The following is a 13413-nucleotide window of genomic DNA, read 5'->3' as shown; positions in this document are numbered from 1 at the left end:
TCAGCTCGTGGCGTCGAAGGGGTCATCGCCACGGTTGAATGCGTCGACGGCGACCTGGCCGGCGGTGGCACGGGGGTCGATGAACCGGCCCTCGTCGTCTTGGACCGTCTCGAGGACCTCGTCCACGTCCTTCACACCAAGCGCGTTCAGGAGAAGACGCAGCAACACGAGCGGGACAGCCTGCCCGACCCTGGTGCCCTCGGCCTCAACGATGGCCTTGATCAGCTCGACCGGGTCGATGTCGACCAGAGGCGGCCACTCCCAGTCCAGCGTTTTCTCGACCTCACCGGTCAGGGTGACCGAGAACTGGCCCCACTCGTCCCGCGTCAGGGTGCCCTTCAGCAGGCCGCGGGGTGCGAGGACCGCCTGGTCGAGGACGTACTCGAGGATCTCGGTGAGCGCGGCCTGCCACAGCAGCCGCCGCATCCCCATCTCGAGCACGGTCGGAAGGTCCAGGGTCTCGGCCACGGCCCGGGCACCAGTGATGCCGGGGTCCGCGAGGAGCATCGTGACGGGAAGCCCGAGACCGGCGGCGGCCATCCCGGCGAGCGGCTTCCCGGAGTTCGCGTCGATGGTCGCCCCGGACTTCGAGATCGCCTCGAGGCGGATGTCGCCGGAACCCACCGCTGCCTGACCAGCCGGGGTGGGGGCGACACCGACCGGTGGGATCGCACCGACGCTGCCACCGTTGTTGCGGGCGATCTCGGTGGCCATCTTCTGCGCCCGGGACTTGGTGCCGCCGGTGGCCTGCCACGCGTACTTCGACAGGGACCTGGTCAGCTGCGCCCAGTCGACGAGGAAGTCCTTGTACGCGCGCGCCCAGGCCAGGGAGGCGTAGACGTCGGGGACACCGAACCGCCACCCGGGGACGGGGTTGACCTTGACGTGCTTGATCGGTGCGTCCCACCGGATCGGCATACCGTTCAGGGTCTTGGGTCGCTGCACGGGCCGGTACCCGAGTGCCGGGTGGGCAACCTTCTGGACCTGCTGCCGGACGCGGGTTCCCGACGAGTACGCCGGTTCGACGACCTGCTGAGGGATGTGGCGGACGTAGAACCACGGGTCGTCCCGGTCGTCGGGGTTGTTGATGATGTCGACGACTTCCTCGGTCAGGGCCGTACGAGTCTGCACGGCACCGGTCAAGGGGTTGGTGAAGCAGGCGATGTAGACGTTGCCGTCGGTGGCGCAACCCCGCTCGAGCTGGTCGTGGGCCTCATCACCGGTGAGGGTCTTCGTGTTCGCGTCCCAGAAGGCCTGCACGACCGTGTTGACGTCCTGGGGCTCCTCGTCGCCGGCGGCACGGGCCCGGACCTGCACACCTTGACCCCAGATGTAACCGATGCGGACGATGACGCCGCGCTTGAGGAGCGGGTTGGCCACGACCATGGTGCGGCACAGGGTGGTCATCGCCTTGCGGGCCTCGGGGGTGAAGTCGCGGTGCACCGCGGAGGCGATGTCGAGCCAGCCCTTGTCCTCGAGCGCAAGGGCCAAGTCAGCCATGGACTCGTTGAGAAGCAGGTTGGTCTCCTGCTCGGCACGGAGCTCGGTGCGGAGCTGCTGGGCTTCGGCGACGAGGCTGGTGGGGGTGGTGGTGAAGCCGGTCATCGGGGTCACCGCCTCACATCTGGTCGAGAATCACGCAACGTGGCACCCCGCCCAGGGATCGGACCTGGCAAGGCCGGCTTTGGAGGCCAGCCCGCACCCAGTGCGCGGGATCGGTCAGGGGATGTAGGAGCCGAAGCCGGCGATCTCGTCGTCGAGGTCGTCCATGGTCACGATGCCCGTGCCGTCACCGAGGTCACGACCAGCGAGCAAGGGCTGCAGGATGAGGCGGTTCATGGCCTGGGTGCTCGTGTCGACCTGGTCGTCGTGGGCGCCGGTCGGGAACGTGGCGTGCTCGTCGATGAACCCGCCGACCCAGGGTGCGATCTCGGGGGAGGGGAGGTGCACGTTGCGGCCCTCGACGATCGGGGACACCGCTGCCGCGCGGGCTTCCTTGCCGCCTTGGGGTTCCTCGGGCACGAGCCCGGGGACGCTGCGACGCAGCGACGCGATCACGGCGGGGCCGTTGGCCTTGTCCTCGACGACGTTCAGGATGAGCTGCGGCCAGCGGGCGTTGAGCTCGCGCACCGCACGGCAGGTCTCGGGGAAGTTCATCCGGGCCCGGACCTGGTCGAGGAGGTACAGGTCGATGCCGCGGCGGCCCCACACCTGCCCGACGACGAAGTCGGTGCCCTCGGTGTTCTTGAACGTCATGTCCCAGGACGCAAGGAGGTCGTCGAACCCGGTGACGACCTTCGTGCCGTCCTCGCGTTCGAGCCACTGCGGCTGGGTGTACTCCTGCCACCAGTCGCGCTGGAAGAACGTGCCCTGCGCCGGCGACGGCCGACCCTGGTAGAGGGCGTTCCAGACCCTCGACCCGACCTCGCGGATCTTCTTCAACCAGTCGGCCGGGGTACGACGCCTGGCGGACTCCATGAACTCGCCCGGTGCGCGGCCGAGGACGTCGGTCTCGCCCTTCTCGGGGTCGTGCTCGGCCTGCGCCGGGATGTTCAGCACAGCCCAGTCGTCGCCCTCGGCGGCCAACCAGCCGGCCAGGTCGTCCTCGCGCCACCGGGTCTGGATCAACACCACCGGTGCACCGGGTGCGAGGCGGGGGAGAGCGACCTCGCGCCAGAAGTTCTCGACGGTCTGCTTCCACGCCTTCGAGTCGGCCTGCTTCGCGTCCTTGTACGGGTCGTCGATGATCAGCAGGTCGATCGGCCTCGAGGTCAGGGACCCTTCGATGCCGACACAGACGATGCCGCCGGCGTACCCAAGGAGCTCGAACTCGTCCTGACGCTGGGAGGACTGGGACAGGGTGAGGCCGAGCTCGGGGTGTGCGCGGAGATCGTCGCGGATCCGGCGGCCCCACCGCTTGGCGACGTCGTGGCCGTAGGACACGATGCCGATGCGGAGGTTTGGGTTGCGGTGTAGCACCCAGAGCGGGAACCGGCGTGATGCCCGTTCGGACTTCCCCTCCTGTGGCGGCATGGAGATGATCGCGCGTTCGCACAGGCCGGTCGCGACCTTGACGAGGAGCTGGTCGACCAGTTCCAGGGCCGGTGTCTGGATGGTGGTCCGGTCGAGTGCTTGGGCCATCTCACCCGGCGTGGCCCAGGGTTGCTTGCGGAGCTCGGGGGCGAGGGTGGTGGCGATCATGTCAAGCCACAGGTCAGCACCGGCCGGGGCAGTGGAGGTCATCGCACCCCCCTATGTGCTCCGAGCTAGACCGATTCGGGCTTGTCGTCGTCCTGCTTGTGAGCCACTGACACGGCAACGGCAGTGAAGACGGCTGTCAGCCCACAGAACCCCCACAGAGCGATCTTCGCCGGGAGTAGATAGTCCGAACGCAAGGCGACCAATCCGGAGGCGGCGGCGATCGCGGCGAAGATGGCCGCCCAGATGAGTCCGTAAGGGTCCCAGCTGGCCCCAAGCTGACGCTGCTGCACCCTGACCAACTCCCTGATGGAAAGGTCGATGTGAGCCTGTAGGTCCTTGCGGCCCGCGCTGCCATCAGGGAGCTGGCCGAGCAGCGCCACGTCGGCTTCGATGCGGTTGCGCAGACGTTCGCTCTTCTGCGTGATCTTGCGGATCCCGACCCAGGTGGTAGCTGCTCCGGCGAAGATGGTGGACACCGTGCCGATACTCGCGAGGCTGATCACTGGGCCATGATGCCGGAGCTGACGACGAAGCACGATTCCCGGCATGGCAACGGCGGGGAGTGTCTGGAGACACTTCACCCGCCAAGGCAGAGTGTGTGCGTCCGAATACCGATCTGTCAAGCGTTCGCCGATCGCAGGGGTGGCGCGTAGCCTCCTCGGATGAGTGGGGAACATCGGCGGCATACAGACGCGCAAGAGGTCGCCGAGCTCAAGGACATCGTCCAGGCCGACATGGCGCACCTGCGAGACACCTGGCGCACCGGCATGGATCTGCACGTCCTTCGCAGGGAGGCCGTGGTACTGCGCCGACTGCTCGTGGACAACGGTGGAGACATCGCCCGACTCTGGCGGGCTGAGGGCCGTCCGGGCCAGCCCATGATTCCCGAGGTCTCGGACCTTGCCCGCTTTCCGACATGGAGCGGACTGGTTTTCGCTACTGCGGACACGATCGACACGGGCACCGGCATGCTCGTCGGAGAGATGCTGCTCTGGGAAGACGCGGCCCTGACGACAGAGATCAGAGCGATCATGGAGAGCGACGCTCAGCCGGCCGACATGCCACTGCGCAAGTACGTCGAGGCGGTGTGCGTGGTGAGCAAGTCACGTCCGATCCGACGCGACGACATGATCATGTACGTGGCAAACCGTCGGGGTGGTGCGCACTTCAATCGGAAGAGGCAAACGAACAACCCGCGCCGGCAGGCTGCGTTCAACGTGCTCGACGAGATGAGTTCCGACGGGTGGCAGATGAACGGTCAAGACGCGACGTTCGCCCAACTCATCACGATCGTGCACAACGTAGTCGCTGCACCGGACCTGCAGCTTCTTAGTCGCTGACGGTCACGACGCCGATGCCCGGATCGTGTCGAGCAACCTGGCGCCCAACGCGTGCCGGCACCGCGCGGACCCGCACCCTGGGCACAACCTAGACAGGTCCGGCACCACCGGCTTCGGCACCGGGCACCAGCACGGCCCAGCTCCGACACGTGGCTGCGACTCGGACTCGGACTCGGCCCGGATGTGGTCAGCCAACAGCCCGATCGTGTGCGTGCCCCACGTCGCCCCGCACGGCTCACGCCGCTTCTCCTCGTCACCACGACCCGTGCACATCCCGATGTGGTCCGCAAGGCGGATCCGCAGCGTGCCGCGCTCACCACAAGACGGGCAGGTGTTGTCTGGGGTCCAGGCCGGGGAGTCCCAGCCGGTCACGATGCGGGCCCTGGTCCACCAGCGTCGTACGTCGCGTTCGATCCCACGGCGGGTGAGCGCATCAGAGGATGCGGCCAGGCCGTGGAGCTGGCGCAGGGCGTTGGGGGTGTCGAGGTGTCGGGGTTGTTCGCCGATGTCGAGGATCCACCGGTTGATCTCGAGGTCGATGTCGGTGAGCGCGACGAGGGCGTCGAGTCGGGCGGCGGGCTTGGACGCGAACCCTGGTCGTGGGCCTTCTTCGACGGTCGCGGAGGGGGTGTCGTTGTTGGCGAGCTGGGCGAGGAGTGCGGGGACGGTCGTGGCGTGGCGGGCGTCGATGAAACCTGTGCCGGTGGGGGAGCGGGTTTGGTAGGTCTCGACGTGGTGGTGGGTGTTGGCGAGCTCGTGGACGTAGTCGGCGAGCTGCATCGGCTGCCGGTGCTTGGTCACGGGCGGTTCCTCCTGCGTCGGTGGTAGGCGTGTCCGTCGATGGGGAGAGGGCGCGGGTTGTCGAACATCCATGGACGCGGCGTGCCGGCGAAGGCAGTCCGGAAGTCGTCAACGTGCTTCGTGCCAAGGTGCATCTGATGCTCGAGGCGGGCGATGGTCTCCTCGTGGATCCCGCCGATGGTGTTGAGCTGCAGGTCCTCGACGAAGAGGCCGCCGCGGGTGGTGCGGCGGGCGACGACCACGGTGGACGCGTCTCGGGTGAAGTCGAAGCCGAGCACCACCTCGCCGAGCGGCTGCCCGGCCTCGAGCTCGGCCATAGTCGGGGCCGCGGGGTTGGCGACCGCTGGCAGGACGAAGCAGGGGGCGTTGGTGTGACGGGCGACGGGATCGTCGTCCAGCCTCCTCAGGAACATCTCGTCGACTCGGCGCGCGTAGTCCGCGGAGACCGCTGCGAACCTGCTCATCGCATGCTCGAAGTCAGCGGCCGCGCGGACGGCAGCGCCGAAGCCGAGCATCTGAGTGAGGAACCGCTGGTCGCCGGCCGCGCCGAGGCCCCGGCTAGTGGGTTCGCGGTACTGCCCGCACATCCAGCATGACCCGATCCCCGACCAGGACACGTCGCATGGCTCGCACCGGGCACGTGACCACTGATCGTCATCGAGGACCTGGATCATCGGGCGCGGGTAGTTGCCCTGGAAGGTGCCGTCGTCGTTGGCCGGCTGGGTGTACGGGTGCGGATGGAGGGGGTCGCCGGGCAGCCACGACTCCGGTCGCACTTCCCACCCGGCCACCGCCTGGTCGATCCGGTCCAAGACGTCGTCTGTCATCGGACCGCCACTCTCGCGATGTTCGGGATCAGCAGCAGCCCGGGGCCAGTGATGTGTCCGATGGCGGCGGCAGTCGCGACGAACTCGGCGGACTTCTCGACGGTCCACCCTGTCGCGTCCTTGGTGCGCGCTGTCGCGTGGAGCCCGGTGCCCATGTCGGACGGCAGCATGCCCGCCTTGCCGAGTACGAGCGCGGGGTCGAGGCCGTGGAACTCCAACCAGGTCGCGTCCATGTGGTCGGAACTCGTGTCGCTCATGGTCGGCGTCTTGGGCGTCGCTGGTAGCGCTGGCTGGTTCGCCGGCAGGTCCGGGCGACGGCTACGGCACCTGAAGGCCCACGCGGAACTGCTTCCGCTACTCCCCGACGGAGACGCCAAGAAGCGCTTCATCCGCCACCTAGAGATCCAACTGCTCGTCCACATGCACCGAGAAGAGACACCCGAGGTGCGTAGGGCGCTCGATCGAGCGAGCATCGCCATCGCTGTCGGGCTCTGTCTCGCCGTCGCGGTGCTTGGGATGTCCGCCTGGTCACTACTGGCGGACGACCCATCTGAGGGGGTTCTGATCGTGCAACTCCTCGTCTTCGCGGCCATGCTCGGGAGCCTCTTCATTGCTCGACGAGCCACGCGACAAGCCGGGATCGAGCTGGCAAAGGTCAAGACGCGCCTCGAGGCAGAAGTCCAACCGCCGGCCGGCGAACAGGCGGAGACGTAGGTCACGAGGCACCGCCTTCCAGTGCGCCACCCACGACCGGCCCACGCCCCAGCCCCTCCAAAAACGCCCGCAACATCAGATCCCGGTCACCCGGCACCAACACCACCACCGCCAACGCAGCCATAAACGCCGACGTCACCAACTGAGCCTTGTCCTGCTCGAGCTGGATGTGCTGCTCCGCGATCCCCATGTCGTGCGCCGCCTTCGCGAACCGCACCACCCGATCCCGCCACTCCGCCTCCAACGCAGCCAGACCACGCACCCGCTCACCCGTCTCCACCCGGGCGCCGCCATCACGACCCACGGCGTACGTCGGACCCACCAGACCCCATGCGTCCTCGTCCGCGACCTGCAACCGCAGCAGCTCGCCGTAGATGTCGGCCCGCAGCACCGCCACCCGCAGCTGGTCCATCACGACCTGACCCGGATCCATGGCCGCCAGCGTCCGACCCGACGCGGCGGCCGACGACCAGGCGAGCAGGTTCGCCTCACCCTGCGTCCTGGCCACGTCGAGCGCTTTGCCGACGTGGTGCCGACACATCGCCATGCCCCGAACCGCTGACGCATGGTGGTCAGGCTTGTTGGCCGAGCACTCCCACCGGTCGTGCTTCTCACACCACCTGGCACCCGACTGCCTCATGGGGTCCTCAACGGTCTTGGGCTGGCCGCTCACGACCGGCACCTCGAGCAGGTGAGTAGGAGGGCGAGGGTGCTGGGTCCGTCGCCGGTGATGCGGGCGACCTGGGCAGCTAGGAGGAGGTGTTCGGTCTGGTGCCGGCGGGTGTGGTTCGAGGTCGTCCCGGTAGCGGGGGACGAGCTGGTGGTGGGGGTGTGGTGTGTTTTGGACGTCTCGGCGACCTCGTCCCCCAGAGGGGAGGGGGACGAGGGACGAGGTCGCTGTTGAGGTCGTCCCCGATCGGGGGACGAGGTGGGGACGAGGTGGGGACGAGGTCGATTTGGCTGGATTTCGGTGGTTTCTGGCAGAAGATGCCCGCTCGCCTGGTCGGTATGCGTCTGGTGATATACCGAGCCTGCGGGACGAGGTGGGACGAGGTCGTCCGGTGTGGATTCGGTGTGCGTGTATGCGCTGGGTGACGTCATGACGCCTCCTCCTCGTGGTCGTGAAGAGCCGAGTGCTCGTCGGGAGCGGTGCTGTCCTCGGACTGGTAGTACGCCTTCATGTGGTGGTGGCTGACCCGGCCGCGTGACTCCTGCTTGGTCCCGATGTAGCCGCGGGTGACGAGGAGCTCGAGCGCGAGGCGTTTGGTGGCTGCCTTGCCGGAGACGAGGTCTTCGATGGCCTTCTTCGACAGGCCTGGGGTGAGCTGTACGGCGCGGCTGATCTTCTCCATGAGGTAGGTGGGTTCGAAGGTCTCGCCGCGGCGTCCGGAGGCTTCTCCGGGGGGTGCGAGGGTGGCGGTGAGGATGGTGTCGGAGACGGATGCGTCGAGGGTGAACTCGGCGATGGTTTTGCCGAAGGCGTGCTCGCGGACGTGGCCTGGTCGGTCCTTGCCGATCTCGACCTTGGCGAGTCCGCGCTTTCCGCGGGCGAAAGGCTGAATCATGGTGACGATGTAGGCGACTCCGTCGAGGCCGGCGAGCTTGTGTTGGGCGCCGAGGGCGAAGCGGCCTTGCTTCTCCTTGTCCTTGACGACGTGGTCGATGAGGACGACGGCGGGGCCGTGGTCGGCGATCCAGCGGGGGATGAGGCCTTGGAAGAGGGCGGAGTCGGCGTTGGAGTTGAGGTCGAAGCCGTGCATGGTCATGGCTTCGGTGACGCCGTCGACGATGACGAGTGAGGCGTTGTGGAGGGCTGGTGCGAGTTGTGCGCGGCCGTCGTCGTCGAGGGGTCTGTCTGGGCGTACGTAGGAGAAGTGGTCGCGGATCTGGTCGGGGGTGGCTCCGAGGGCCACGAGTCGGCCGATGACGCGGTCGGCGCGGTCTTCGAAGTCGATGAACACGACGTTGAGGGCGGCTTGGACGAGCTGTAGTGCGGCGATGAGGGTGAGCCAGGTTTTGCCGGATTCGGATTCGCCGGAGATGGAGTGGACGGCGCCGTCGTAGAGGAGGGGGATGCCGTCGGTGCGGCGGAGCATGGTGGGTGGTGGGTCGAGGTAGTCGCCGGCGAGGACCTGGGCGAGGTTGACGGGTGTCCAGGTGGTGGGGACGGGGAGGCCGGCGAGGTTGTCGCGGGCTTCGGTCATGGCGGCGGCGGTGTCGTTGAGGGCTTGGTCGACGTCCGCGTCGGCGCCGGGGGACCAGAGGCGTTGGAGGTTTCGTTCGTGGGCGGTGATGGCGCGGCGGCGGCGGGCGAGGGAGTCGACGCGGTGGGCGTAGAACTCGACTGAGCCGGCGGTGTCGAAGGCTTGGGCTGCGAGGTCGTGGATGTAGAGGCCGAGGCTGGAGTCTCGGAGTTGGCCGGTGTCGAGGAGGTGAGCGACGACGGCGGCTGGGGTGGTGGGTTGGCCGGCGCCGTGGAGGTGGGTGAGGGTGCGCCAGATGGTCTCGTGGGTGGGGCGGTAGAAGTCTGCGGCGGTGATGATGCTGGCGCAGGTGGTGACGGCGTCTGGTTCGTTCATCGCGGCGCCGAGGATGGCGGCTTCGAACGCGGCGTCGTGGGGTGGTGTGCGTCCGGTCTCTGGTCGGGTTCGGGGCGCGGTTGGCTCTGGCTCTGGGTCGTCCCAGGGCGGGGGTGGGTCGTCGACGATGGGTGGTCGGTCGTCGGTGTGGGTCAACGTGTTCGCCCTCGAGTCGTTGTGGTGGTGGCCTGGTCGTCGTTGCCCGGCTACCGGGTGGTGCAGGTGGTGCGGGGTGCGGCTGCGGGGCAGGTACTCCCTGGGCTGCGAAAGGGGGTTCAGCCGTGGTGGGGTGTCCTTGCCCGTGCGATGGAGTTGTAGGGCGGGTTTGACCCCGCAGCCGCAGGTCTGCGGGCTACGTCTCGTCGTCGTCGGGCTCGGGGTCGCCTTCGTCCTCGCTGAGACCGTCGTCGTTGTCGTCGACGAGGAACGGGTTGGCCAGGTTGCTGCGGTCGGCGTGCACGGGGGCGTCCTCCATGAGGCCGCAGACGTCGCAGGCTCCGTTGTCGACGGCGAGGCCGGAGGCGATGTACGGGTGGGCGGTGTGTCGTTGGCCGGCGGCGATGACCTCGGAGACCTTGGGCTCGATCTCCTCACCAGTCCCAGGGAGAGTCTGCTCGCCGGCAGCGAGCTGGCGTTCGTAGTAGAACTGCTGGGCGAGGTCGCGGAGGTGGTCGACGGTCATGTCGTTGGGTGCTGGCTCGACGGTGAGGATGGACAGCACGACCTTCTCGTCGCCGTTGCGCTTCTTCTGGCGGGCTTCCGCGACGAGCTCGACGACGGCGAGGACTTTCTTGCCGAGGTTGTTGTGGAGGGTCTGGGCGAGGTCCTCGGTGATGCCGGTGCCTGAGCAGCCTTTGGCTGAGATGTTGGCGGTCGTGGTCATGCGGTGTCTCCTGTCGAGGTGGTGTTCGGTGCGGTGTTGGCGAGGTCGGGGTGGGTGGCGAGGTAGTCGCGGCGTACGACGGCCTGGTCGTGCTCGACGCAGGCGGTCGCGTGCTCGGCGGCGAGACGGTCCCGCTTGGCGCCGAGCCGTTTGACGGTGCGCTCCGCGGTGGCCAATTGCTCCTCGGCGCGTTGGCGGGGTGTCTTCGCGTGGCGGGCCATCAGGACGCCTCGGCGTGCTGGTGTGCGTTGTTGTACGCCTCACGGACGTTGGCGGGCACGCGGCCGACACCGGGGCACTCGACGTCGTTCGCGACGGCCCAGGCGCGGATGTCGGCCGCGGCGGGTCCGTCGCTGGGTCCGCCGGGTGCCGGCTTCTGGACGGCAGGTTTGCCGCGCAGCTTGGCCTTGGCGTCGGCGAGCTGCTTCTCGAGCCGGGTGACCTCGGCCCGGGCGGCGTCCTTGGCAGCCTGCTCCTTTCGGCGCTCGGCGTTCTTCTCGTGATCCTCGGTCAGCAGGGTCCGGAGTCGGGCCAGGTCGTCGAGGACCTTGTTGGCCGCGGCCTGGATGCGCTTGGACGGGTGCTGCTTGCCACGGTCGATGAGGGTGTGGTGCTCGCTGACGGTCGTCGTGGCGGGTCCTGCCGCCGGCGGGGTCGAGGCACCGGCGGCAGGACGTGTGTGGATTTGCTGGTGGGCGAGGATCTTGGCGGCCTGGGGGTGCTCAGTGGGGGCGGCTGCGCCGTTGATCTTCTTCTCGAGGATGCCGGCGGCCCAGGCGAGCTTGTCGCGGTCGGGGTAGCCGTGGCGCGACGCGACGTCGAGGACCTCGGACCGGTCGCGGTGCGTGATCGTCGCGACGACATCGAGGTCCTTGCCGCCTGCGAGGTGCTTGAGGATGGTGAGGCGCTGTTCGGGTGTGACGTCGGGCTTGGTCATGACGCTTCCTGACTGGTGTTGGACGAGGTGGCAAGGCGGCGGCGTTCGCGTTCGGAGAGTCCGCCCCAGATGCCGAACCGTTCGTTGTGCTCGAGGGCCCAGTCGAGGCACTCGGCGGCGACCGTGCACCTGGTGCACACGGACTTGGCTTCGCGGGTGGGTCCGCCCTTTTCGGGGAAGAAGGCTTCGGGGTCTGTGGATGCGCAGAGAGCGTTGTCGGCCCAGGGTTGGGTGTCCCAGCGAAAGGCGGTCTGGAGGTCAACCGGGCTGTCGTCGGCCACTGCGGTCACAGGACTGCTCCCTGTCCGGCGGGGGCCTCCCCAGCTGGGCGGGCGGGGGAGGCCGCCTCAGCTGGGGAGGTGTCTGGGGTGGGGAGGGCTTCGACGATGACGGCGACGCCGGCCCGGGGTAGGGCGAGTTCGTGTTCGTCGGCGTAGAACTTGTGTGCGCGTACGTCGACTACTTGGCCGTCGTCGAGCCAAACTTTGGCGTCGGTCATGGCGTCGAAAGCGGCGCGTTGCAGCTTGTCGATGTCGTTCTTGAACGTGGGGAACCTCGGGGCGCCGGTGCGGAGGAGGTGTGCGTTGCGGCCGGTGCGGTAGTGGGAGCGGGGCCGGTCGAAGGTGAACCTGATCCACACCTGGACGGGCCCGGTGAAGGGGTCGACGTAGCGGGTGGCGTCTTCGGCGTGCTCTCTGACTTTCTTGCGCCAGGGTTTGAGGACTTTGGCGTTGTCGTCGTGCATGCCGTAGCGGTTGCGGGTTTTGGAGCCTTGGGTGATGGGGGTGCCGTGGCAGATGAACGCGATGCGTTCGGTGACGGACAGCTGGGTCATGACGACTCCGGGCGCTGGGAGTCGCGGTAAGGGTTGCCGTGACTCGGCGGTGCGGGGTGGTCGATGTCGAGCGCGGCGAGGTCGCTAAAACCCGACTCCCACCCCTCGGCCCACGCGCGTTCGGCAGCCTCCCTGACGGCGACCTCGGTGCGGGCCTCGGCTGACTCGGCGCGAGTAGTTGCTTCGTGTACTTGCGCAGACACGCGGGCGTAGTCGCGGCATACGCGAGCGAATCCACGGCCCGCCTCTTCGGCGTGGCTCTTCCAGTGGCTTACCTCAGCATCGGTGCGGGCCTGCTCGGAAGTGACGCCCTCCGCTCTGGCCCGTTCGATGCGGCGCAGCGTCTCCTGCTCCATCCACGACATCTCAGCGTCTTCATCGGTGCGGGCCTGCTCGGACTCAGCCAGCACGGCAGCAATGCCAGTAGTGGTCTCTACGTAGCGCAGGCAGTGACGAATGAACTCGCGCTGCGCTGCATGCTCGACGGGGTCTGTGGTGTGCTGGTGGACGCCGAGCGGACCCATCCCCTCGATGGCGTTGATCCCCCACATCGCTCGGTGCAGGGCCTCGGCGAAGCGCTCCGCGACGTCGGCTACCAGGCGGGCGTCGGCGGCACGCTCGGCGGGGAGAATCCACGATCCCGCGTAGAGCTCGCGCTCGCCATCTCCGCTGTAGAGCGTGTGCGTTTGTGAGTGGCCAGAGTCGTGACCGCATCGCCAGTCGTCGGCGCGGGGGTATCTCGTTGTGATGGGATCGGTGGCCACGTAGGGGCATCGGTCGTCGGTCGGGGTCGGGTCGCTGCCCGGCAGGGTGGTCACGACGTCGCCTCGACACCGGCGTAGCCCGGGTGCTGGCCGGCCATGTGGGACGAGAGATTCTGGAAGGTCCGCTGGCAACACGGGCAGACCCCAGCCGCGATGCGCTTCTTCGTCTTGGTCAGCTGCCCCTTCGCTGCACGCGCCCTGTAGTCGGACGTGCGGGCGTCGGCCTCAGCACGCTGACGGCGGCCGGACTCACGCTGAGCTAGCGACCGGGCGGCCTCGAGCTCACGCTCGGCTCGGGTGGCGCGCTTCTCGGCGTCGCTCGGCCCCTTGTAGGACAGGCTGTGTCCGTTGGGGCAGTAGAACGACTGGTGGTCGGCGCGTCGGCGCTTCATGAAGTCGTCGCCGATGCCGAAGTCGATCGAGCAGTCGGCGCACTCGATGATGTGGATCTTCGACTCGATGTAGACGGTGCGGGTGACCGGTATGACCTGAGCGTTCATCGGGGTGTTCCGTTCGTGAAGAGGGCGAGCAC

General features: G+C 68.0%; 17 protein-coding genes. 2 read left to right on the top strand and 15 right to left on the bottom strand.

From position 1 onward, the window contains the following. The 3 genes from H4Q84_RS06515 to H4Q84_RS06505 all read right to left on the bottom strand — a co-directional run bounded on the left by H4Q84_RS06515 (position 1) and on the right by H4Q84_RS06505 (position 3704). Positions 1-1614, bottom strand: a complete 1614-nt coding sequence (locus H4Q84_RS06515; RefSeq protein ID WP_248582588.1) for a hypothetical protein — start codon at positions 1612-1614, stop codon at positions 1-3. 105 nt (positions 1615-1719) lie between these two features. Beyond that, a complete protein-coding gene (terL, locus tag H4Q84_RS06510) occupies positions 1720-3243 on the bottom strand; it encodes a phage terminase large subunit (protein ID WP_248582587.1) in 1524 nt (507 codons plus the stop codon). Between the two features lie 23 nt (positions 3244-3266). Beyond that, the gene (locus tag H4Q84_RS06505) at positions 3267-3704 is read right to left on the bottom strand and encodes a hypothetical protein (RefSeq protein WP_248582586.1); all 438 of its coding nucleotides are present in this window, start codon (positions 3702-3704) and stop codon (positions 3267-3269) included. Positions 3705-3935: 231 nt separating this feature from the next. Between H4Q84_RS06505 and H4Q84_RS06500 the strand changes: the two genes are divergently transcribed. Further along, positions 3936-4541, top strand: a complete 606-nt coding sequence (locus H4Q84_RS06500) for a hypothetical protein (RefSeq protein WP_248582585.1) — start codon at positions 3936-3938, stop codon at positions 4539-4541. Between the two features lie 3 nt (positions 4542-4544). Here H4Q84_RS06500 and H4Q84_RS06495 read toward each other — a convergent pair whose 3' ends face one another. Genes H4Q84_RS06495 through H4Q84_RS06485 form a run of 3 tightly spaced genes read right to left on the bottom strand, consistent with a single transcriptional unit; the run spans position 4545 to position 6426 of the window. Continuing rightward, the gene (locus tag H4Q84_RS06495) at positions 4545-5342 is read right to left on the bottom strand and encodes a hypothetical protein (RefSeq protein WP_248582584.1); all 798 of its coding nucleotides are present in this window, start codon (positions 5340-5342) and stop codon (positions 4545-4547) included. Next, positions 5339-6169: a hypothetical protein gene (locus H4Q84_RS06490; protein WP_248582583.1), complete on the bottom strand. Its 831-nt coding sequence runs from the start codon at positions 6167-6169 to the stop codon at positions 5339-5341. The genes H4Q84_RS06495 and H4Q84_RS06490 overlap by 4 nt, the downstream gene beginning before the upstream one ends. Beyond that, positions 6166-6426 carry a hypothetical protein gene (locus H4Q84_RS06485; protein WP_248582582.1) on the bottom strand — a complete coding sequence of 87 codons (261 nt, stop codon included), beginning with the start codon at positions 6424-6426 and terminating at the stop codon, positions 6166-6168. Before H4Q84_RS06485 ends, H4Q84_RS06490 begins: the two co-directional genes overlap by 4 nt. On the opposite strand from H4Q84_RS06485, the gene H4Q84_RS06480 reads away from it, so the two are divergent. Then, complete coding sequence (locus H4Q84_RS06480) at positions 6416-6883, top strand: hypothetical protein (RefSeq protein ID WP_248582581.1); 468 nt, start codon at positions 6416-6418, stop codon at positions 6881-6883. The genes H4Q84_RS06485 and H4Q84_RS06480 overlap by 11 nt on opposite strands. A 1-nt stretch (position 6884) precedes the next feature. Here the strand turns inward: H4Q84_RS06480 and H4Q84_RS06475 are convergent, their stop codons facing one another. The 9 genes from H4Q84_RS06475 to H4Q84_RS06435 all read right to left on the bottom strand — a co-directional run bounded on the left by H4Q84_RS06475 (position 6885) and on the right by H4Q84_RS06435 (position 13381). Further along, positions 6885-7430, bottom strand: a complete 546-nt coding sequence (locus H4Q84_RS06475; protein ID WP_248582580.1) for a hypothetical protein — start codon at positions 7428-7430, stop codon at positions 6885-6887. 550 nt (positions 7431-7980) lie between these two features. Further along, positions 7981-9618, bottom strand: a complete 1638-nt coding sequence (locus H4Q84_RS06470) for a DnaB-like helicase N-terminal domain-containing protein (protein WP_282580318.1) — start codon at positions 9616-9618, stop codon at positions 7981-7983. A gap of 196 nt (positions 9619-9814) precedes the next feature. Then, complete coding sequence (locus H4Q84_RS06465; protein ID WP_248582578.1) at positions 9815-10345, bottom strand: hypothetical protein; 531 nt, start codon at positions 10343-10345, stop codon at positions 9815-9817. Further along, positions 10342-10566, bottom strand: coding sequence for a hypothetical protein (locus H4Q84_RS06460; protein ID WP_248582577.1), 225 nt, complete (start codon positions 10564-10566; stop codon positions 10342-10344). The genes H4Q84_RS06465 and H4Q84_RS06460 overlap by 4 nt, the downstream gene beginning before the upstream one ends. Beyond that, positions 10566-11282 carry an Lsr2 family protein gene (locus tag H4Q84_RS06455; protein WP_248582576.1) on the bottom strand — a complete coding sequence of 239 codons (717 nt, stop codon included), beginning with the start codon at positions 11280-11282 and terminating at the stop codon, positions 10566-10568. The genes H4Q84_RS06460 and H4Q84_RS06455 overlap by 1 nt, the downstream gene beginning before the upstream one ends. Further along, positions 11279-11563: a WhiB family transcriptional regulator gene (locus tag H4Q84_RS06450; protein WP_248583621.1), complete on the bottom strand. Its 285-nt coding sequence runs from the start codon at positions 11561-11563 to the stop codon at positions 11279-11281. The genes H4Q84_RS06455 and H4Q84_RS06450 overlap by 4 nt, the downstream gene beginning before the upstream one ends. 5 nt (positions 11564-11568) lie before the next feature. Further along, entirely contained in the window at positions 11569-12117 is a 549-nt protein-coding gene (locus tag H4Q84_RS23130; RefSeq protein WP_282580317.1) for a RusA family crossover junction endodeoxyribonuclease, read from the bottom strand. Beyond that, on the bottom strand, positions 12114-12935 hold the full coding sequence (locus H4Q84_RS06440; protein WP_248582575.1) for a hypothetical protein: 822 nt from the start codon (positions 12933-12935) through the stop codon (positions 12114-12116). Before H4Q84_RS06440 ends, H4Q84_RS23130 begins: the two co-directional genes overlap by 4 nt. Continuing rightward, on the bottom strand, positions 12932-13381 hold the full coding sequence (locus H4Q84_RS06435; protein ID WP_248582574.1) for a hypothetical protein: 450 nt from the start codon (positions 13379-13381) through the stop codon (positions 12932-12934). Before H4Q84_RS06435 ends, H4Q84_RS06440 begins: the two co-directional genes overlap by 4 nt. Positions 13382-13413: the final 32 nt, after the last annotated feature.

The organism is Nocardioides sp. InS609-2 (assembly GCF_023208195.1).
Taxonomy (GTDB): Bacteria; Actinomycetota; Actinomycetes; order Propionibacteriales; family Nocardioidaceae; genus Nocardioides.
The sequence above is the reverse complement of the archived record's forward strand: the minus strand, read 5'-3'. Positions and strand labels throughout refer to the sequence as shown.